22 protein-coding genes are annotated in these 19,077 nt (G+C 67.4%); 19 read left to right on the top strand and 3 right to left on the bottom strand.

Features of this window, described 5'->3' with window-relative positions:
* Positions 1-57: 57 nt before the first annotated feature.
* Together NS1_RS20650 and ffh are read left to right on the top strand one after the other, a co-directional pair.
* A complete protein-coding gene (locus tag NS1_RS20650; protein ID WP_235569337.1) occupies positions 58-372 on the top strand; it encodes a hypothetical protein in 315 nt (104 codons plus the stop codon).
* A gap of 80 nt (positions 373-452) precedes the next feature.
* Positions 453-2,018: a signal recognition particle protein gene (ffh, locus tag NS1_RS20655; RefSeq protein ID WP_056811842.1), complete on the top strand. Its 1,566-nt coding sequence runs from the start codon at positions 453-455 to the stop codon at positions 2,016-2,018.
* 60 nt (positions 2,019-2,078) lie between these two features.
* Here ffh and NS1_RS20660 read toward each other — a convergent pair whose 3' ends face one another.
* Positions 2,079-2,870: a phosphatidylethanolamine N-methyltransferase family domain-containing protein gene (locus tag NS1_RS20660; protein WP_062986935.1), complete on the bottom strand. Its 792-nt coding sequence runs from the start codon at positions 2,868-2,870 to the stop codon at positions 2,079-2,081.
* 104 nt (positions 2,871-2,974) lie between these two features.
* Here NS1_RS20660 and NS1_RS20665 point away from each other — a divergent pair, with 104 nt between their 5' ends.
* From NS1_RS20665 to trmD, 6 genes are all read left to right on the top strand, one after another.
* Positions 2,975-3,793, top strand: a complete 819-nt coding sequence (locus NS1_RS20665) for a nuclear transport factor 2 family protein (protein ID WP_062986936.1) — start codon at positions 2,975-2,977, stop codon at positions 3,791-3,793.
* 100 nt (positions 3,794-3,893) lie between these two features.
* Complete coding sequence (locus NS1_RS20670; protein WP_062986937.1) at positions 3,894-4,988, top strand: metal-dependent hydrolase family protein; 1,095 nt, start codon at positions 3,894-3,896, stop codon at positions 4,986-4,988.
* Between the two features lie 209 nt (positions 4,989-5,197).
* Positions 5,198-5,635: a 30S ribosomal protein S16 gene (gene rpsP / locus NS1_RS20675; RefSeq protein ID WP_062986938.1), complete on the top strand. Its 438-nt coding sequence runs from the start codon at positions 5,198-5,200 to the stop codon at positions 5,633-5,635.
* The gene (locus NS1_RS20680) at positions 5,635-5,877 is read left to right on the top strand and encodes an RNA-binding protein (RefSeq protein WP_056811833.1); all 243 of its coding nucleotides are present in this window, start codon (positions 5,635-5,637) and stop codon (positions 5,875-5,877) included. The genes rpsP and NS1_RS20680 overlap by 1 nt, the downstream gene beginning before the upstream one ends.
* Positions 5,878-6,402: a ribosome maturation factor RimM gene (rimM, locus tag NS1_RS20685; protein ID WP_062986939.1), complete on the top strand. Its 525-nt coding sequence runs from the start codon at positions 5,878-5,880 to the stop codon at positions 6,400-6,402.
* Positions 6,403-6,405: 3 nt separating this feature from the next.
* Positions 6,406-7,083 carry a tRNA (guanosine(37)-N1)-methyltransferase TrmD gene (gene trmD / locus NS1_RS20690; RefSeq protein WP_056811827.1) on the top strand — a complete coding sequence of 226 codons (678 nt, stop codon included), beginning with the start codon at positions 6,406-6,408 and terminating at the stop codon, positions 7,081-7,083.
* Between the two features lies 1 nt (position 7,084).
* Here trmD and NS1_RS20695 read toward each other — a convergent pair whose 3' ends face one another.
* Positions 7,085-7,453 carry a VOC family protein gene (locus tag NS1_RS20695; RefSeq protein WP_056811825.1) on the bottom strand — a complete coding sequence of 123 codons (369 nt, stop codon included), beginning with the start codon at positions 7,451-7,453 and terminating at the stop codon, positions 7,085-7,087.
* 402 nt (positions 7,454-7,855) lie between these two features.
* Positions 7,856-8,701: a helix-turn-helix transcriptional regulator gene (locus tag NS1_RS20700; RefSeq protein ID WP_062986940.1), complete on the bottom strand. Its 846-nt coding sequence runs from the start codon at positions 8,699-8,701 to the stop codon at positions 7,856-7,858.
* Positions 8,702-8,798: 97 nt separating this feature from the next.
* On the opposite strand from NS1_RS20700, the gene NS1_RS20705 reads away from it, so the two are divergent.
* The 11 genes from NS1_RS20705 to NS1_RS20750 form a co-directional block, all read left to right on the top strand.
* Positions 8,799-10,412, top strand: a complete 1,614-nt coding sequence (locus NS1_RS20705; RefSeq protein WP_062986941.1) for an AMP-binding protein — start codon at positions 8,799-8,801, stop codon at positions 10,410-10,412.
* Positions 10,412-12,025 (top strand): AMP-binding protein, encoded by a 1,614-nt coding sequence (locus NS1_RS20710; protein ID WP_062986942.1) that lies wholly within the window; start codon positions 10,412-10,414, stop codon positions 12,023-12,025. The genes NS1_RS20705 and NS1_RS20710 overlap by 1 nt, the downstream gene beginning before the upstream one ends.
* Positions 12,026-12,163 carry a hypothetical protein gene (locus NS1_RS40175; protein WP_157125322.1) on the top strand — a complete coding sequence of 46 codons (138 nt, stop codon included), beginning with the start codon at positions 12,026-12,028 and terminating at the stop codon, positions 12,161-12,163.
* A 47-nt stretch (positions 12,164-12,210) separates the two neighbouring features.
* Positions 12,211-14,592: a Tex family protein gene (locus NS1_RS20715; RefSeq protein WP_084503871.1), complete on the top strand. Its 2,382-nt coding sequence runs from the start codon at positions 12,211-12,213 to the stop codon at positions 14,590-14,592.
* 28 nt (positions 14,593-14,620) lie between these two features.
* The gene (locus NS1_RS20720) at positions 14,621-15,517 is read left to right on the top strand and encodes a hypothetical protein (protein ID WP_062986943.1); all 897 of its coding nucleotides are present in this window, start codon (positions 14,621-14,623) and stop codon (positions 15,515-15,517) included.
* 157 nt (positions 15,518-15,674) lie between these two features.
* Positions 15,675-16,016, top strand: a complete 342-nt coding sequence (rplS, locus tag NS1_RS20725) for a 50S ribosomal protein L19 (RefSeq protein ID WP_062986944.1) — start codon at positions 15,675-15,677, stop codon at positions 16,014-16,016.
* An 86-nt stretch (positions 16,017-16,102) separates the two neighbouring features.
* The gene (gene lepB, locus NS1_RS20730) at positions 16,103-16,867 is read left to right on the top strand and encodes a signal peptidase I (protein WP_373864353.1); all 765 of its coding nucleotides are present in this window, start codon (positions 16,103-16,105) and stop codon (positions 16,865-16,867) included.
* 78 nt (positions 16,868-16,945) lie between these two features.
* Positions 16,946-17,650, top strand: a complete 705-nt coding sequence (locus NS1_RS20735; RefSeq protein ID WP_084503872.1) for a ribonuclease HII — start codon at positions 16,946-16,948, stop codon at positions 17,648-17,650.
* Between the two features lie 46 nt (positions 17,651-17,696).
* The gene (locus tag NS1_RS20740) at positions 17,697-18,002 is read left to right on the top strand and encodes a DUF2469 domain-containing protein (RefSeq protein WP_011210678.1); all 306 of its coding nucleotides are present in this window, start codon (positions 17,697-17,699) and stop codon (positions 18,000-18,002) included.
* A 90-nt stretch (positions 18,003-18,092) separates the two neighbouring features.
* Positions 18,093-18,449, top strand: coding sequence for a YraN family protein (locus tag NS1_RS20745; RefSeq protein WP_062986945.1), 357 nt, complete (start codon positions 18,093-18,095; stop codon positions 18,447-18,449).
* Positions 18,449-19,077: magnesium chelatase domain-containing protein (locus tag NS1_RS20750; RefSeq protein WP_169812809.1), on the top strand; the 629-nt coding region annotated here is incomplete at its 3' end. The genes NS1_RS20745 and NS1_RS20750, both read left to right, overlap by 1 nt.

Below are 19,077 nucleotides of genomic sequence, written 5' to 3' on the forward strand. Positions count from 1 at the left end.
ATGGGACCTATAGCATTCCCCTGGTCCGGCTGTCACTCGTACGAGGGGAGCTGATCCGTGGCTATCGAAGTCGTTTCCGCGTCAATGATGACCAGCGACGCGACCGCGCACATCGCGCGGTGCGTCGGTGGTGACCTGTGGGTGGTTTCGTGGTTGCCGGGTCGCACCCTCAGTGGTGCGCAGGCATTGGCCGCGATGACCATCGCCTCGACCGGCGCCCACCACGCCGACAGTGCCGATTCCGAATGGCTTCGGATCGAGGCGCTGTCCCGGGAACTCGGCCTCACCGGCAGAGAAGCGGTGTACCTGGTGGACATCGAATCGCACGAGTTGCGCCGCACGGCGCCACCGCACGTGCAACATACCGAATAACCTCCATTACCCTGGGAGGGCAATAGACGTCCGGCTTCGGTCAGACGACCTGAGACCCTTTCAGATCAGGAGCGCGATCGGTGTTCGAATCCCTGTCCGACCGGCTTACCGGTGCACTGCAGGATCTGCGCGGTAAGGGGCGTCTGTCACCGGCCGACATCGACGCCACCGCGCGCGAGATCCGCCTCGCACTCCTCGAGGCCGACGTCGCGCTGCCCGTGGTGCGCGGCTTCATCGCCAACGTCAAAGAACGCGCCAAGGGCGCGGAGGTCTCCGGCGCGCTCAATCCCGCGCAGCAGGTCGTCAAGATCGTCAACGAGGAACTCGTCGCGATCCTCGGTGGCGAGACCCGTCGCCTCAACCTCGCCAAGAATCCGCCGACGGTCATCATGCTGGCCGGTCTGCAGGGTGCGGGTAAGACCACGCTCGCGGGCAAGCTGGCCAAGTGGCTCAAGGGTCAGGGGCACCAGCCGTTGCTGGTGGCCTGTGACCTCCAGCGTCCCGGCGCGGTCACGCAGCTGCAGGTAGTCGGTGAGCGCGCGGGCGTGCCCGTGTTCGCCCCGCACGGCGGCACCTCCATCGGTGGCGGCGAGAACCCGCTCGGGATCACCGCGGCCGACCCGGTCGCCGTCGCCGCGGCCGGTATCGAAGAGGCCAAGGCCAAGCAGTACGACGTGGTGATCGTCGATACCGCCGGTCGCCTCGGTATCGACGCCGAGCTGATGCGTCAGGCCGCGGGCATCCGCGATGCCGTGCAGCCGGACGAGACCCTGTTCGTGCTCGACGCGATGATCGGTCAGGACGCGGTCAGCACCGCCGAAGCCTTCCGCGACGGTGTCGGGTTCACCGGCGTCGTGCTCACCAAGCTCGACGGTGACGCCCGCGGTGGTGCGGCGCTGTCGGTGCGCAATGTCACCGGTGCGCCGATCATGTTCGCCTCCACCGGCGAGAAGCTCGAGGACTTCGACGTCTTCCATCCCGACCGGATGGCCTCGCGCATCCTCGGCATGGGCGATGTGCTCACCCTCATCGAGCAGGCCGAACAGGTCTACGACGCCGAGCAGGCCGAGGAGACCGCGCGCAAGATCGGCAGCGGCGAACTCACCCTCGAGGACTTCCTCGACCAGATGCTGGCCATCCGCAAGATGGGCCCGATCGGCAATCTGCTCGGGATGCTGCCGGGCGCCGGTCAGATGAAGGACGCGCTGGCCGCGGTCGACGACAAGCAGCTCGACCGGGTGCAGGCGATCATTCGGGGCATGACCCGCGCCGAACGGGACAACCCGAAGATCATCAACGCGTCGCGGCGCTTGCGCATCGCCAACGGTTCCGGGGTGCAGGTCTCCGAGGTCAACCAGCTCGTCGACCGGTTCTTCGAAGCCAAGAAGATGATGGCGATGATGGGTCGGCAGATGGGGATGCCGGGAGCTCGCCGCGGCAACAACAAAAAGGGCGGTAAGAAGGGCAAGAAGGGCGGGCGTGGGCCCACTCAGCCGAAGATGCGCGGCGGGTTCCCCGGAATGCCCGCCGGGATGCCGGGCTTGCCGCCGGGCATGGATCTGTCGAACATGCCGCCCGGTCTCGATCAGCTGCCGCCCGGCCTGGAGGGGATCGATCTGTCCCAGCTGAAGTTCCCCAAAAATTGAGTCGTTCGTACTGAAAGCCGTGGTAGGTGAGTGATCACCTACCACGGCTTTCTCATCGGCTCAGATCACGCCAGGGATCAACGCTTTGCGGGTGGTGGGGTAGTCGGCGAACTTCTCGCGGTACCACCGGTGGGTGGCGAAAGCACGTGGCACCAGGTTCCCCGCGGTGATCAAGAAGATCGCGACGCCGGCCAGCGACCAGGTGAGCAGGGCGAATCCGGCCCAGGCGATCAGTTCGCCGAGGTAGGCCGGGCTGCTGACGAAGCGGAAGCCCGCGCCGTGCGGGACCCGGTACTCGGCGGCGCCGGGGTTGTTCTTGTCCCGCAGATTGCGCACGATCGCCTCGGACCGCACCAGCAGTCCGAAGCCGCACAGGTACACGACCAGCCCGATCAGAAAGCGCGGATCGGTGAGCCAGGCGGTGCCGTACTGGTTGTTGTAGTCGTTGCTGAAGAACGCGCCGTTGAGATAGCCGTGCAGCGCCGTCACGAACACGCCCGCCGCGACCACCGAGACATTGAAACTGCTCGTCTTGCCCGGCACCTGCCGAATGGAGAGCGGGAAGAACCAGCCACGGTTGCCGTAGTGCAGCAACCAGATGGCGGCCAGCACCAGCGGCACGGGTTCGAAGCGATCGGGGCCGCTGAGATAGAACACCGCGAACACGACGGTCGCGGGCAGTTCCATCAGCCACCAGCCCAGTTTGGGGTTGAGATTGAAGCCGACCTTGTTCGAGGCGAAGCGGCCGTAGGGGCTCTGCGCGAACAGTCCACCGACGATCACGAACGCGGCGAAGCCGAAGGCGATGGCCAGCACGGTGTCGTAGGTGGTGTTCCCGGTGTACCAGTCCATCGAGATCCTCTTGTCCAACAGGCGCCGGGCACGATCGCCGACGCAAAACTAGAACACGTTCTATCATGGATCGCGCAGGGGAAGCGTGAGTATGGAGGACGTACATGCCGTTGGATCGGACTGCCGAGGACCTGCTCGCGGCTGTGCAGGCATCACCGCGTGCCGTGGCCGCGCACGACAAGACCGCCTGGGTCGGGCTGTTCGCCGAGCAGGCCGCGGTGCACGACCCGTACGGCTCGCGTGAGCACATCGGCCCCGACGCGATCTCGCGCTTCTACAATGTTTTCATCGCGCCGAACTCCATCGCCTTCCGCATCGATCGCGACCTCGTCGCGGGGTACACGGTGGTGCGTGACCTGCACATCGAGACCACGATGTCGACCGGCGCCACCGTCACCGTGCCGATGCATCTGCGCTACGACCTGGTCGGCACCGACGGCGGCTGGCGGATCGCCCGGCTCGCCGCGCACTGGGAGCTGGGGGTGATGATCGCGCGACTGCTGCGCACGGGGCCGTCCGGAGTGCTCGCGGGCGCGAAGCTCGGACCGCAACTCGTCGCCGAGCTCGGAATCGGCGGTGCGATGGGAATGATGCGAGCCCTGCGCGGTGTGGGCGGGTCGGGCAAGCGCCTCGTTCGCCGACTGTTCGCCGCGGCCGCATCCGGCGACTCGGGTGGCGTGCGGGCGCTGCTCGATGAGCGGACGGTGATCGAGCTGCCCGTCGGGCACCCGATCTCGGTGGCGGAATTCGCCGACCGCGCGCGAGACATGGAGTGGGACAAGATGATCGCCGCGGGGCGCACCGTCAGTGTGAGCGTGAGAGTCGGTGCGTCGCGAGGCGTGGCCTTCGTCGATTTCGCGCCGGACCGGCCGCGCATCACCGCAGTGCGGGTCTTTCTCGACGGCGATCCTTCGGACGACTGACACTCGCCCGGTTCTGCCGCGATGCGCGGTGCCTCGGCGCGTGTGCGTGTGCTGATCGTGCGCGGTAGGTTCGGTCTCAGGCCGATGACTGGAGGTTCGTGTGCATCTGCGTGGTGTGGTGCTCCCCGGCGACCGGGAGCGCGACCTCTGGGTCGTCGACGGCGTAGTGACGTTCGAGCCGATGCGCGGTGCCGAAACCCTGTGCAACGCAGGGTGGATCGTGCCGGGCCTGGTCGACGCCCACTGTCATGTCGGAATCCGCTACGGCGGCGGCGACGAGACCCACGAGGGCGCGATCGAGCAGGCCGAGACCGAACGTGACGTGGGCGCGTTGCTCCTGCGCGACGCCGGCTCGCCGATCGACACCCGATTCATCGACGAGCACGCCGAGCTGCCGCGGATCATCCGCGCGGGCCGACACATCGCCCGGCCCAAGCGCTACATCCGTGAGCTCGGCATCGAGCTCGACGACGAACGCGACCTGCCCGAGATCGTCGCCGAGCAGGCCCGCTTCGGCGACGGCTGGGTCAAGATCGTGGGGGACTGGATCGACCGAACCGTCGGCGACCTGCGGCCGCTGTGGAGTGACGACATCCTGAAGCAGGCCATCGACGCGGCCCACGCGAACGGAGCCAGGGTCACCGCGCACGTGTTCGGTGAGGACGCGCTGCCCGGCCTGATCAACGCGGGCATCGACTGCCTCGAGCACGGCACCGGCATCACCGACGACACCATCGAGCTGATGGTGGCCAACGGCACCGCCCTGGTCCCCACCCTGATCAATATCGACACCTTCCCCGGCATCGCCGACAGCGCCACGAAGTTTCCGGTCTACGCCGCCCACATGCGCGATCTGCACCGCCGCGTCCGCGACACCGTCGGCAAAGCCCACGAGGCGGGCGTGCCGATCTACGCGGGCACCGACGCGGGCGGTTCCATCCGGCACGGCCGCATCGCCGACGAGATCACCGCTCTGTCCGGCGCGGGCCTGTCACCCCACGAGGCCCTCGGCGCCGCCTCCTGGAACGCCCGCACCTGGCTCGGCCGCCCCGGCATCGAAGAGGGCGCCCCGGCCGACTTCGTCGTCTACGCCGACGACCCCCGCGTGAACCCCCAGTCGCTCACCGACCCACAATGGGTTGTCCTGCGTGGCCTGGTGGTGAAGACCCCCGATCCGGTCACCGGGCACCGCTGAATCGGCGTTGCGCGGCGTTAGCGGAGGCGATTTCCGGCCGTCGCGGGTCGTCTGGCAGAATGAACCCTCGTCCTTCCTGGACAGTGTCAGCCCGTCTCCGGTTACGTACCGCGCGGCGGTCACGCACACATGCGCGAAACCGGACCCGCAGACCATGTGGGTCGCTGAATCGCGTGGTGACCAAAACTACCGAAAGAAGACTGAACAGCATGGCTGTCAAGATCAGGCTCACCCGTCTCGGCAAGATCCGCAACCCGCAGTACCGCGTCGTCGTCGCCGACTCCCGTACGCGTCGTGACGGCCGGGCCATCGAGTCCATCGGCCTGTACCACCCGAAGGAAGAGCCTTCGCTGATCCAGATCGATGCCGAGCGCGTCGCGTACTGGCTGTCCGTCGGCGCGCAGCCGACCGAGTCGGTGCAGCGTCTGCTGGAGATCACCGGCGACTGGCAGAAGTTCAAGGGCCTGCCGGGCACCGAGGGCACCCTGAAGGTCAAGGCCCCGAAGACCTCCAAGCTGGACCTGTTCAACGCCGCGCTCGCCGCCGCCGACAACGCGCCCACCACCGAGGCCGTCACCCCGAAGAAGAAGGCCGCCAAGAAGGACGAGGCTGCCGCTGAGGAAGCCGCCACCGAGGCTGCCGAGTAATGACTGCTGTTGTTGCCGATGCCGTCGAACATCTGGTTCGCGGCATCGTCGCCAACCCTGACGACGTCCGTGTCGAGCTGCTCACCGGCCGTCGTGGACGCACCGTCGAGGTACACGTCCATCCTGAAGACCTGGGCAAGGTGATCGGGCGCGGTGGTCGTACCGCGACCGCGTTGCGCACCCTGGTCGCCGGCATCGGCGGCCGTGGGATCCGGGTCGACGTGGTCGATACCGACGCCTAGATGGAACTCGTCGTAGGTCGGGTCGCCAAGTCGCACGGCGTGCGCGGCGAACTCGTCGTCGATGTGCGCACCGACGAGCCGGACGTCCGGTTCGCGCCGGGCGTCACGTTGCGCGGCAGGATGCCGAAGTCCTCGGCGACCCGTGACTACACCGTGAAGTCGGCCCGAGAGCACTCGGGCCGACTTCTGGTGTACGTCGACGGTATCGACGACCGCACCGCCGCCGACGCTCTGCGCGGCACCTTGTTCGTCGTCGACAGCGATTCGCTGCCGCCGTCGGAGGATGACGACGCCTTCTACGACCACGAACTCGAAGGTCTTCGGGTCGAGTTCGCCGACGGCACCCTCGTCGGCACGGTCACCGAGGTGCTGCATTCGGCCGCGGGCGAACTGCTGTCGGTGCGTTCCGCCGACGACGGTCGCGAAATTCTCATTCCCTTTGTCACCGCCATCGTGCCGACGGTCTCGCTCGCCGATGGACTGGTGGTCATCACACCGCCCGAGGGCCTGCTCGATCCGGAGTAATTCGTGCAACTCGACGTCGTCACGATCTTCCCGGAGTATCTGGAGCCGCTGCGCACCGCGCTGCTCGGTAAGGCCGTCGACAAGGGCCTGATCTCGGTCGGTGTACACGACTTGCGCAACTGGACCCATGACGTGCACAAGTCGGTCGACGACTCGCCTTACGGCGGTGGTCCCGGCATGGTCATGAAGCCCACCGTCTGGGGCGACGCCTTGGACGAGGTGTGCCCCGACGACGCCCTGCTCGTCGTCCCCACTCCGGCCGGCGTGCCGTTCACCCAGGCCACCGCGCAGCGCTGGGCCACCGAGAAACATCTCGTCTTCGCCTGCGGGCGCTACGAGGGCATCGATCAGCGCGTGTTCGACGACGCCGCCCGCCGCGTCCGCGTCGAAGAGGTGAGCATCGGCGACTACGTCCTCATCGGCGGCGAGGCCGCGGTGCTCGTGATGACCGAGGCCGTGGTGCGGCTGATTCCCGGCGTGCTCGGCAATCAGCAGTCCCACCAAGAGGATTCGTTCTCCGATGGACTCCTCGAAGGTCCCAGCTACACGCGGCCGGTGTCGTGGCGCGGCCTCGATGTACCCCCGATCCTGCTCTCGGGCGACCACGCCAAGGTAGCCGCGTGGCGCCACGAACAGTCACTGGAACGCACCGCGCGGCGTCGGCCCGATCTGCTGCCCTGACCTATCCCGCGATCACGCGGGTGGTGATACAGAACGGATGGCCGGCCGGGTCGAGCAACACCCGCCAGCGTGGATCCGGTTGTACCGGTGCGGGTTTCGCGCCGATCGCGAGAGCGTGCTGTTCGCATAGATCCAGATCGGCATCGGCGGCCAGGTCGAGGTGTACCGCGGCGGTGCCCGGCCACTGCGGCGGGTAGTAGTCCGCTACGTGCTGTGCGGCGATGGTCAATCCCGACGGGATGCGGATCCCGACGCTGTGCGCGTCGTTCCACAGGACGCGGCCACCGAGCAGCCCGAGGTAGAAGCGGGCGAGGGACTCGGGGTCGTCACAGTCCAGTGAGAGGCCGGCCAGTTGAAAAGGCTCCGTCATCGGACCGACGGTACCGGGCTGGATGCGCCCCGAGCTTGTTTTGTCCCAAAGACATTTGGGTATCCATTGAGGTCATTCGTTGTGTGAACGTCCAAAGTGAGGATTGCTGGTTCCATCCGGAATCTGTTCGGCCCCTGCGTCTTTCGGCACGATCGTCTCCGGTGCGGTGGATCCCAACGGGCGGTGCGTCGATGTTCCCAGTACAAGCATTGCATCCGTGGACGATCGGCCGTTGCCGACGCGCGTGTGGCGCGATGTTCGATATCGGCGGTTCGCGCCGCCGCGAGCGATCGAGTCCGCCCGGGTGGCGGTTGCCGGGCGTCGAAACATTTGTGTCGCCCGAATAAAAGTGATATATCGCACATAACGGACAGCGGGTGAAGGGGCCGGTGCGGCGGCAGTTCAGGGCAGCAAGCCGTGTCGACGTGCCAGCGATACCGCTTCGTGGCGAGTGCTGGCATCGAGCTTGCTCATCGCCTGCCGCAGATAGCTCTTGACGGTTTCGGCCCCGAGCGAGAGCCGAAGCGCCGCTTCCTGATTCGTGCAGCCGAGCGCGATCTGGGCCAGCACATCGAGCTCGCGCCGCGACAGCCGCGGCGTCTCGGCGCCGGGCCCGCCGGTCAGCACCCCGGTCAATCGGTCGCACACCCCGGAAAGCTGTTCGCGCAGTGCGGGATCGCCGGTCGCGGTCGCGAGGGCGCGAAGTTCGGCGTGGATCTCGCGTAGCTCCTCGGTCACCGCGGGCGTGGACGCGGGCGACGGCGTCGCGAGGTCGAGCAGTCGGACCCGCCGGTCCACTTCGTCGCGGACCGTGATCTCGGCGGCCAGCCTTCTACCCGCCTGCAGGATCACCTCGGCGGTGCGGTCGCCGAGCGGGGTCGCGCCACGGGTGGCCGCGTAGAGCACCGCGCGAGGCCGGTCGGCGACCAGGACCGGCACGGCCATCACCGACCGCAGCCCCTCGCCGACCACCGCGGCGTCGTAGTGGTGGGTGATGGTGGAGGCGCCCCGATAGTCGGCCACCGACGCGGGTCTGCGGTACTCCATGGCCTGCCCGCCGAGCCCGGAGGTGCGTAGCACCGACAGCCCGCGCAGGCCCGTGGTGACGGTGCCCGCGAACTCGGTGAGCAGCAGGGTGTCCTCGTCCACCGCGCCGCCGAACACCACCGGGACGCTCGCCCGGCGCGCCACCCAGCGGATCTCGGCGCGCAGCGCGTCACCGTCGCGCGGGCGCAACAGGGAAGTCATGGATCACCCCTTTTCGGGGGTAGTGGTCGGCGTGAGCTATGCCACATTCTAGGTCACACCCGGGCGGCCGTTGCCCGGGCGTTGAGGAGAAGCTGCGATGACTACCGACCTGGACGCGCGGGTGCGCGACCTGCTCGACCACTACGACGGACCGGAGGCCTGCGCGGCCGAACTGCTCTGCGATCGGCATCCGGCCGGGCAGACCGCGTTCACCGTGGTCGAAGCCGATCTGAGCGCGCACGAGTTGACCTACGGCGAGCTGCGGGAACGCTCGGCTCGGTTCGCCGCCGCGCTGGCCGAACTCGGCGTCGAGCCCGGCGACCGGGTCGCGACGCTGATGGGAAAGTCCGCCGAGCTCGTGGTGGCCCTGCTCGGCATCTGGCGCCGTGGTGCGGTGCACGTCCCGTTGTTCACCGCCTTCGCGACACCCGCCATCGAGTTCCGGCTGAGCGCGAGCCACACGAAGGTCGTTGTCGCCGACGCCGACCAGGCGCCGAAGCTCGCCACGACCGACTACCGGACGATTATCGTCGGCGACGCCGAGATCCCCGGCGCGCTGCTGTTCGATGAGCTGCTCGCCCAGCACCGGTCCGACGATCCGCGCGCGAGGCCGGTGGCGGTCGGCGGCGACGGTCTGCTGGTCCAGTTGTTCACCAGCGGCACCACCGGAACCCCCAAGGGCGTACCGATCCCGGTCCGCGCGCTGGCATCGTTTCACGCCTACCAGGAATTCGCCCTCGACGTGCGTCCCGAGGACGTCTTCTGGAACGCGGCCGACCCGGGCTGGGCGTACGGCCTCTACTACGCGATCCTGGGACCGCTGGCCACCGGCGCGCGCAGCCTGCTGCTGCACGCGGGCTTCTCGGCGTCGCTCACCTGGGACGTGCTGCGACGCTTCGGCGTCACCAACTTCGCGGCGGCGCCGACCGTCTACCGGGCGTTGCGCGCCGACAGCGATCCGGCTCCGGACGGATTCGCCCTGCGCAGAGCGTCGTCGGCAGGCGAGCCGTTGACCCCGGACGTGGTGGCGTGGTCGCAGCGGACCCTCGGTGTGGCGGTGCGCGATCACTACGGCCAGACCGAGCACGGCATGGTCATCTGTCACGCGTGGCACCCCGCCCTCGATGCCGCCGCCCCGCTCGGTTCGATGGGCCGGCAGCTGCCCGGGTGGTCCTGTGCGGTCCTGGCCGAAGACGCCGACGTCGAGGCGGCCCCCGGCGAGTTCGGCCGGGTCGCCATCGATACCGACCACAGCCCGCTGCTCTGGTTCCTCGGCTACCTCGATGATCCGGAACGCACCGCTACCCGATTCAGCGCCGACGGACGCTGGTATCTGACCGGTGACGTCGGCGCCCGCGACGCCGATGGCTGCTTCCACTTCAGCGCCCGCGACGACGACGTGATCATCATGGCCGGCTACCGGATCGGCCCGTTCGAGGTCGAGAGCGTGCTGGTCCTGCACGACCAGGTCGCCGAGGCCGCCGTCGTCGGGATGCCCGACGAACTGCGCGGCGAGGTACTGGAGGCCTTCGTGGTGACCCGCACCGGTACCGAGGGCAGCGCCGAGCTGACCGCCGAACTGCAGCAACTCGTCAAGGACGAGTTCGCCGCCCACGCCTATCCGAGGAAAGTCCACTTCGTGGACAGTCTGCCCAAGACGCCGAGCGGCAAAGTGCAGCGATTCCTGCTGCGTGGCAAGGAGATTCGCTGATGTCCGAACTCAGTTACACCTGTGGTCCGGCCGATACTCCGCTGCTCGGTGACACCATCGGCGCGAACCTCGACCGCACCGTCGCGGCCCACCCGACGCGCGAGGCGCTCATCGACTGTCCGACGGGACGCCGCTGGACTTACCGCGAGCTGGGCATCGCTGTCGATGCCGTCGCGACCGGTCTCACCGCGCGCGGCATCGGCCCTGGTGACCGGGTCGGGATCTGGGCGCCCAACTGCGCGGAATGGCTGCTCGTGCAGTACGCCACGGCGAAGATCGGCGCGATCCTGGTCAATATCAATCCCGCCTACCGCACCAGCGAACTGGACTACGTCCTCAACCAGGCCGGGGTGTGCCTGCTGATCGCCGCACCGGAGTTCAAGACCTCGGACTATGTCGCGATGATCGAGCAGGTCCGGCCGAACTGTCCCGCCCTGGAGCAGGTGCTGATCCTGGGCACCGAGCAGTGGCGGCAGGTAGTCGAGACGGTGCCCGACGCCGAACGGTTGGCCGCGATCGCCGAGACGCTGTCGGCCGACGATCCGATCAATATCCAATACACCTCGGGAACAACGGGTTTCCCGAAGGGCGCGACATTGAGCCACCACAACATCCTCAACAACGGGTTCTTCGTGGGCGAGCTGTGCGGATACACCGAAGCCGACCGCGTTTGCATCCCGGTTCCGTACTACCACTGCTTCGGCATGGTGATGGGCAATCTCGCGGTCACCTCGCACGGTGCGGCCGTGGTGATTCCGGCGCCGTCGTTCGATCCGGCCGCGACGCTGGCCGCCGTCGCCGCCGAACGCTGCACCTCGCTCTACGGTGTGCCGACGATGTTCATCGCGATGCTGTCCGAACTCGACAGCGGCGCCGCACCGGAGCTGTCCAGCCTGCGCACCGGCATCATGGCGGGCTCCCCGTGCCCGGTGGAAGTGATGAAACGAGTGATCGACCGGCTCGGCATGGCCGAGGTTGCGATCTGCTATGGAATGACCGAGACCTCGCCGGTCTCCACGCAGACCCGTCGCGACGACAGCATCGACCGCCGCACCGCCACCGTCGGCCGGGTCGGCCCACACCTCGAGGTCAAGGTGGTCGACCCGGCGACCGGGCGCACCGTGCCACGCGGCGAACCGGGTGAACTGTGCACCCGCGGCTACTCGGTGATGCTCGGCTACTGGGACCAGCCCGACAAGACCGCCGAGGCGATCGACGCCGCCCGCTGGATGCACACCGGCGACATCGGCGTCATGGACGACGACGGCTACCTCTCGGTCACCGGCCGGATCAAGGACATGGTCATCCGCGGTGGTGAGAACGTCTACCCCCGCGAGATCGAGGAGTTCCTCTACACCCATCCCGACATCGTCGACGCCCAGGTCATCGGCGTCCCCGACGACAGATACGGGGAGGAACTCATGGTCTGGATCCGCCTGCGCGAGGGCGCGGAAGTCCTCGATGCCGCCGCCGTGCGAGCCTTCTGCACCGGGCGCCTCGCCCACTACAAGATCCCGCGCTACGTGCATGTGGTCGACGAGTTCCCGATGACGGTCACCGGCAAGGTCCGCAAGGCCGAGATGCGCGAACAAGCCAGGGAGATCCTCGGCTGAGTGGCTGCGGCGCACCACGATTCGATCCATCACGCACGCTCGCGCTGGGTGTTGACCAACGGCCAGATCGAGCAAGTCGGTGATGCCTACCCCTCACTCGATGCGTTCTGGCAGTGGGCAGTGACGGCAATCCGCTGACCTGGGTGCCAGCGGGGTGTCGGTCATGAGCTGTAGTCTCTGCGGCTGTGACGACAGCGCCTGAGATCGCCGACAGCACGACCACCATCGCCAGCGTAGGCAGGCGGATCGCCGATGAACTGGGGGTGCGCGAGACCCAGGTCCGCGCCGCCGTCGAACTGCTCGACGGCGGTTCGACGGTTCCGTTCATCGCGCGGTACCGCAAGGAGGTCACCGACGGGCTCGACGATGCCCAGTTGCGCCAGCTCGAGGAACGACTCGGCTATCTGCGTGAGCTCGACGAGCGCCGCGGCGCGATCATCGAATCCATTCGCGGCCAGGGCAAACTCGATCCCGCTTTGCACTCGCAGCTCATGCTCGCCGAGACCAAGGCGCGTCTGGAAGACATCTACCTGCCCTACAAACCCAAGCGCCGCACCAAGGCTCAGATCGCGCGCGAAGCCGGACACGAGCCGGTGGCCGACGCGCTGATCGGCGACCCGAGCACCGATCCGGCCACCTACACCGCCGAACAGCTCGACGGTGCCCGCTCGATCCTGGTCGAACGCTTCGCCGAAGACGCCGACCTGGTCGGTGAGCTGCGCGAGCTGATGTGGAATCGCGGCCAGGTCACCTCGACGGTGCGGGCGGGCAAAGAGGAGGCCGGGGCCAAGTTCTCCGACTACTTCGAGTTCAGCGAGCCCTTCCACAAACTGCCCTCGCACCGGATCCTGGCGCTGCTGCGCGGGGAGAAGGAGGAGATGCTCACGCTGCATCTCGAAGCTGACATCGACGAGCCCGCGCCCGGCGAGCGCACGATCTACGAGGGCCGCATCGCGGTCGCCTTCGGCATCGCCGACAAGGGCCGCCCGGCTGATTCCTGGCTGCTCGACACCGTCCGCTGGGCCTGGCGCACCAAACTGCAGGTGAGTCTGGGGATCGACACCAGGATGCGGTTGCGTCAGGCGGCGGAGAAGGACGCGGTCGACGTGTTCGCCGCCAATCTGCGCGACCTGCTGCTCGCCGCGCCCGCGGGCACCCGCACTACCATGGGCCTCGACCCGGGCTACCGCACCGGCGTGAAGGTCGCCGTCGTCGACGCCACCGGTAAGGCCGTCGCGACCGAGGTCATCTACCCGCACAAGCCGCAGGGGCAGACCGAGAAGTCGCTGGCGGTGCTGGCCGCGCTCGTCGCCCGCTTCGGCGTGGAGCTCATCGCGATCGGCAACGGCACCGCCTCCCGTGAGACCGATGCGCTTGCGGTGGAACTGATCTCGCGGATCCCGGAGAACAAGCCGACCAAGATCGTGGTGTCGGAGGCGGGCGCCTCGGTGTACTCCGCCTCGGCCTACGCCTCGGCCGAACTGCCCGACATGGACGTGTCGCTGCGCGGCGCGGTCTCCATCGCCCGGCGTCTGCAGGACCCGCTCGCCGAACTGGTGAAGATCGATCCCAAGTCGATCGGCGTCGGCCAGTACCAGCACGACGTGTCCGAGACGCTGCTGGCGCGCTCGCTGGGCGCGGTCGTCGAAGACGCGGTGAACGCGGTCGGTGTCGACGTGAACACGGCCTCGGTGCCGCTGCTCTCGCGCGTGTCGGGCGTTTCCTCGTCGGTGGCGGAAAGCATTGTGGCCCACCGTGATCAGAACGGGCCCTTCAACAGCCGCAAGGCTCTGCTCGAGGTTCCGCGCCTGGGGCCGAAGGCTTTCGAACAGTGCGCGGGCTTCCTGCGCATCCGCGGCGGCGTCGACCCGCTGGACACCTCCGCCGTGCACCCGGAGGCCTACCCGGTGGTGCGCCGCATTCTCGAGCACACCGGCCGGGAGATGGCCGAGGTCATCGGCAACACCAGCACCCTGCGTGCGCTGAAGCCCGGCGACTTCACCGACGAGAAGTTCGGTGTGCCCACCGTCAGCGACATCATCGCCGAGCTGGAGAAGCCGGGCCTCGACCCGCGTCCGGAATTCAAGACCGCCGAATTCGCCGCGGGCATCGAGAAAGTCGCCGACCTGAAGCCCGGGATGGTGCTCGAAGGCGTCGTGACGAATGTGGCCGCGTTCGGCGCGTTCGTCGATGTCGGCGTCCATCAGGACGGGCTCGTGCACGTGTCGGCGCTGTCGCACACCTTCGTCAAGGATCCGCGCGAAGTGGTGAAGTCCGGCGACGTGGTGAAGGTGAAGGTCCTCGAGGTCGATGTCGCGCGTCAGCGGATCGGACTCACCTTGCGTCTCGATGACGAGCCGGGCAAGCCCGCGCAGGGGGACAATCGTGGTGGCGGTGCGCCGCGCGGTCAGGGTCGTGGGCAGCAAGGCGGGCGTGGTCCTGCTCCTGCCCGTAATCAGGGACAGGCCAGGCAGGGCAACGGCGGTGGCAACCAGCGCAAGCAGGCCGCCGCACCGACCGGATCGATGGCCGACGCGCTGCGCGCGGCAGGCTTCGGCAACAAGTAGGTAGGAACTCGAAGACAGGGCGGGCGGCATGCGACGGTGGCTCGAGGACGAGGTGATCGCGCACGGCCGCCTGCCCCTGCTCTGTTTCCTGCTGGGGTTCATCCTCGGCTTCGTGGTGATCCGGGTCAGCGTGCGGATGATCCGGGCGCAGGTGCGCTGGTGGCCGGGCAATGTGAAAGCCGGCGACACCCACATCCATCACATGGTGTTCGGTGTGATCACCGTGCTGCTGTCCGGCATCGGGCTGATCGCCACCGCCGAGGACTCCACCCAGGTCACCTCGAGCGTGCTGGCCGCCGTGTTCGGGATCGGTGCCGCACTGGTGCTCGACGAATTCGCGCTGATCTTCTATCTGCGTGACGTCTACTGGTCCGAACAGGGCCGCACCTCGGTGGACGCCGTATTCGTCGCGCTCGCGGTGACCGGTCTGCTGTTGCTCGGTGTGCAACCGGCGACGTTTCTGGACTACGACGACTTCCGGGCATCTAGCGGTATCGGGGTGCGGGTCGGCGTGGCTATCACGATCGCGGTGAATCTGTTGCTCGCCGGGGTGGTGATCGGCAAGGGCAAGATCTGGACCGGGCTGTTCGGCATGTTCTTCACCCCGCTGCTGCTGATCGGCGCGGTGCGGTTGAGCAGGCCGGGTGCGCCGTGGGCGCGTTGGCGCTACGGGCACCGGCCCAAGACCATGAACCGGGCGATCGAACGGGAACGGCGGTATCGCCGCCCGGTCATCCGCGCGAAGATCTTCATCCAGGACCTGATCGCTGGCAAGCCCGACGTCGAGCACGCCCGCAAGGCCGCCGAGGTGGAGTTGGCGCGTACCGTCGTCCCGGCGCCGTCGGCCCCGGCGCCGCACCCGCACCTGCTGCCACGTCGCCGAACCGACCACGCCGACAGAGCCGACCACGCCGACGAGCAGTGAGGCCCGATTTCGATCGCTGCTATCCGGTCTGGCACAATGAGCAGGTTGCCTTGGGCGAGTCATGTCCGAGAGCACTCCTGTTCTGAGCATGAACCGGTCGAGCGCGTGAGTGCCGCCAGGTTCCTCTGTTCACGCAAAGAATCCGAAAAGGTGGAAAATGAACACCCTTGATTTCGTCGACGAGAAGTCGCTGCGTAGCGATGTCCCCAACTTCCGTCCGGGCGACACCCTGAACGTGCACGTGAAGGTCATCGAAGGCTCGAAGGAGCGCATCCAGGTCTTCAAGGGCGTCGTGATCCGGCGTCATGGCGGCGGCATCGGCGAGACCTTCACGGTCCGCAAGGTGTCCTTCGGCGTCGGTGTCGAGCGCACCTTCCCCGTGCACAGCCCCAACATCGACCACATCGATGTCGTGACCCGCGGTGACGTGCGTCGCGCCAAGCTGTACTACCTGCGCGATCTGCGCGGTAAGGCTGCCAAGATCAAGGAAAAGCGCTGATCTCGCAGTAGCACTTCGCAGTACCAGAATTCTTCAGGTAGCCCGGTACCCGACTCACGTCAGGGTGCCGGGCTACTCTGTTCGGCGTGGCAGACGAAAGTGGGTCGGTGTCGGTGTCCGATTCGGGTGACGAAGGTGGACGGCGCAGAAAAAAGCGCGACGACAAGAAGCAGCGCCCGTTTTGGCAGGAGCTGCCGATACTGGTCGTGATCGCGGCTGTGATCGCCGCGCTCATGGTGACTTTCGTCGGTCGGCCGTATGTGATCCCCTCGCAGTCGATGGAGAACACGCTGCTGATCGGTGATCGCATCTACGTCCAGAAGATCAGCTACTACGGCTCCGAACCCGAGCCGGGCGAGGTGGTGGTCTTCGTCGGACCGCCGTCGTGGAACGGGCACTACAAGTCGGTGCGCTCAGATAACTCCGTCGTGCGCGGACTGCAGAACTTCCTGTCTTACTTCGGGCTGGTGCCGCCGGACGAGAACGATCTGGTCAAGCGGGTCATCGCGGTCGGCGGGCAGACCGTGCAGTGCTGCGATCCGCAAGGCCGCGTCATGGTCGACGGCAAACCGCTCGACGAGCCGTACATCAAAAAGGATTACCCCTGGTACACCGACCGTCCCAACGCCGTGTACCCGGCGGGTCGGGTGTTCGGCCCCGTGAAGGTGCCGGAGGGCAATCTGTGGGTGATGGGCGACAACCGCAACGAGTCGGCTGATTCGCGCGCCCACGTCAGCGACGATCTGCAGGGCACGGTGCCGGTGGACAACGTCCGAGGTAAGACGGTGTTCAAGATCTGGCCGCCGAACCGAATAGGTCCGGTCAAGACCCAGAACGCACAAGAGAACTGACACGGTGAGGACGGGCGTCGCGGGTCGAGTGCGTACCCGCGACGCCCAGCGGAACTGACGCGACGGGACAATCGAACTGTGGGGCAGGATCGGACCAGTTGGCCGCCGCGAATGGTGATGCGCCGGGCGAGCGGACTACGCACGCTAGAGGCGGCGCTCGTGCGTGGTGGCCTCGCGCCGGTGGCAGGTGTCGACGAGGCGGGGCGCGGACCCTGCGCGGGCCCGTTGGTGGTCGCCGCGTGCCTGCTGGCGCCCAAGGCCTATGACAAGCTGGCCGGGCTCGACGACTCGAAGAAACTCACGGAGGCGGCTCGTGAGGAGCTGTTCCCAGTGGTTCAGAGATTGTCGCTGTCCTGGAGCGTCGTCGTGGTGCCCGCGTGGGAAATCGACTCGATCGGCATCCACGTGGCCAATATCGAGGGCATGCGCCGAGCCGTCGTCGGCCTCGAACGCACTCCCGGCTACATCCTGACCGACGGATTCAAGGTCCCCGGCCTGCCCGCTCCGTCGCTACCGGTGATCGGCGGTGACGGCACCGCGGCCTGCATCGCGGCCGCGAGCATCCTGGCGAAAGTGACCAGGGACCGGATGATGGTCGAGCTCGACGCACAGCTGCCCGGCTACGGTTTTGCCGCGCACAAGGGCTACAACACGCCCGAGCACACCGCGGCCCTGCGGCAGCTCGGACCGAGCACCGAACACCGTCGTTCCTGGCGGAATGTGCGCGAGCTCGAGGTGCCCGGAGGTAGCCGAGTGGCTACTCGGGCCGCACATGCGCGATGATGTCAGCAATGAACGCGGCGCTGCTAGCAGGAGGACGTCCCACCCGATGAGTGCTGAGGACCTCGAGAAGTACGAAACCGAGATGGAACTGTCGTTGTACCGCGAGTACAAGGACATCGTCGGCCAGTTCTCGTACGTGGTGGAGACCGAACGGCGCTTCTACCTGGCCAATTCTGTCGAACTGCGACCGCAGAACGCCGACGGCGAGGTGTATTTCGAAGTGCGGATGAGCGATGCGTGGGTGTGGGATATGTACCGCCCGGCCAGGTTCGTCAAGCACGTTCGGGTGATCACGTTCAAGGACGTGAACATCGAGGAGCTGGAGAAGCCGGACCTGCGCCTGCCGGAGTAGTTGTCCACAGGGGCGCGGTTATCCACAGGTTTTCTGTTTGCCCAGCTCGCGGGGTCAGCCTCGCGAGGGCTTGTGGCCATGCTTTCGCTCATGGCACACAAACAGGCGCTCGGCGCATACGGGGAGAAGCTGGCGGCGAACTATCTCTGCGAGACCGGGATGGAGATCGTCGCCCGCAATTGGCGGTGTCGATACGGTGAGCTGGATCTGATCGTCCAGGACCCGTCGGTCACCGTCTTCGTCGAGGTGAAGACGAGGTCGGGGCTGGGGTTCGGTACTCCCGCCGAGGCGGTCACCTTCAGCAAGCAGCAGCGGATCCGGCGGCTGGCGCTGTTGTGGCTGGCCGAGCAGGACGGGCCGTGGCGCCGGATTCGCTTCGACGTCGTCTCGGTGCTGGTCGCGCGCGGGCGCGGGCCGGTCATCGATCACCTCACCGCGGCCTTCTGATGGCACTCGGGCGGGCGTTGTCGGTGGCGGTGACCGGGGTCGACGGACAATTGGTGGAGATCGAGGCCGATATCGGTCAGGGTCTGCCCTCGGTGAATCTCGTCGGTCTGCCCGATACCGCGCTGCAGGAATCACGCAATCGGGTGCGTTCGGCGGTGGCGAATACGGGGGAGAAGTGGCCGGACGGTCGCGTGATCCTGGCGCTCTCGCCCGCGACGCTGCCGAAGGTGGGCAGTGTTTACGACCTCGCACTGGCCGTTTCCGTGCTCGATGCCTCCGGTGCCGTGCCCGGTGATCGGCTGGTGAAGACGGTGCTGCTGGGGGAGTTGGCGCTGGACGGGCGGGTTCGTCGGGTGCGTGGGGTGCTGCCCGCGGTGATCGCGGCGCGGGCAGCCGGGCTGCCCACGGTTGTCGTGCCTGCCGAGGCAGTGGCGGAAGCGGGGTTGGTCGAAGGGATCGAGGTACTCGGGGCGACGAGCCTGCGGGCGGTGGTGGCTTGGCTGCGCGGGGAGGGCAAGCTACTCGAACCCGACGGTGTGGTGCCGGGAGCGCAGACGCCGTGCGGTGACCTCAGTGATGTGGTCGGTCAGGACGAGGCGCGGTGGGCGTTGGAGGTCGCGGCGGCAGG

The organism is Nocardia salmonicida NBRC 13393, assembly GCF_001613085.1.
In the GTDB taxonomy this organism is placed as follows: Bacteria; Actinomycetota; Actinomycetes; order Mycobacteriales; family Mycobacteriaceae; genus Nocardia; species Nocardia salmonicida.

Coding starts and splice junctions, on each gene's coding strand:
- NS1_RS20695 (WP_056811825.1), bottom strand. CDS start 7,453: ATGACGGAGCCTTTTCAACTGGCCGGCCTCTCACTGGACTGTGACGAC.
- NS1_RS20745 (WP_062986945.1), top strand. CDS start 18,093: ATGGCACACAAACAGGCGCTCGGCGCATACGGGGAGAAGCTGGCGGCG.
- rplS (WP_062986944.1), top strand. CDS start 15,675: ATGAACACCCTTGATTTCGTCGACGAGAAGTCGCTGCGTAGCGATGTC.
- NS1_RS20660 (WP_062986935.1), bottom strand. CDS start 2,870: ATGGACTGGTACACCGGGAACACCACCTACGACACCGTGCTGGCCATC.
- NS1_RS20700 (WP_062986940.1), bottom strand. CDS start 8,701: ATGACTTCCCTGTTGCGCCCGCGCGACGGTGACGCGCTGCGCGCCGAG.
- rimM (WP_062986939.1), top strand. CDS start 5,878: ATGGAACTCGTCGTAGGTCGGGTCGCCAAGTCGCACGGCGTGCGCGGC.
- NS1_RS20740 (WP_011210678.1), top strand. CDS start 17,697: ATGAGTGCTGAGGACCTCGAGAAGTACGAAACCGAGATGGAACTGTCG.
- rpsP (WP_062986938.1), top strand. CDS start 5,198: ATGGCTGTCAAGATCAGGCTCACCCGTCTCGGCAAGATCCGCAACCCG.
- NS1_RS20705 (WP_062986941.1), top strand. CDS start 8,799: ATGACTACCGACCTGGACGCGCGGGTGCGCGACCTGCTCGACCACTAC.
- NS1_RS20665 (WP_062986936.1), top strand. CDS start 2,975: ATGCCGTTGGATCGGACTGCCGAGGACCTGCTCGCGGCTGTGCAGGCA.
- NS1_RS20680 (WP_056811833.1), top strand. CDS start 5,635: ATGACTGCTGTTGTTGCCGATGCCGTCGAACATCTGGTTCGCGGCATC.
- NS1_RS20720 (WP_062986943.1), top strand. CDS start 14,621: ATGCGACGGTGGCTCGAGGACGAGGTGATCGCGCACGGCCGCCTGCCC.
- NS1_RS20710 (WP_062986942.1), top strand. CDS start 10,412: ATGTCCGAACTCAGTTACACCTGTGGTCCGGCCGATACTCCGCTGCTC.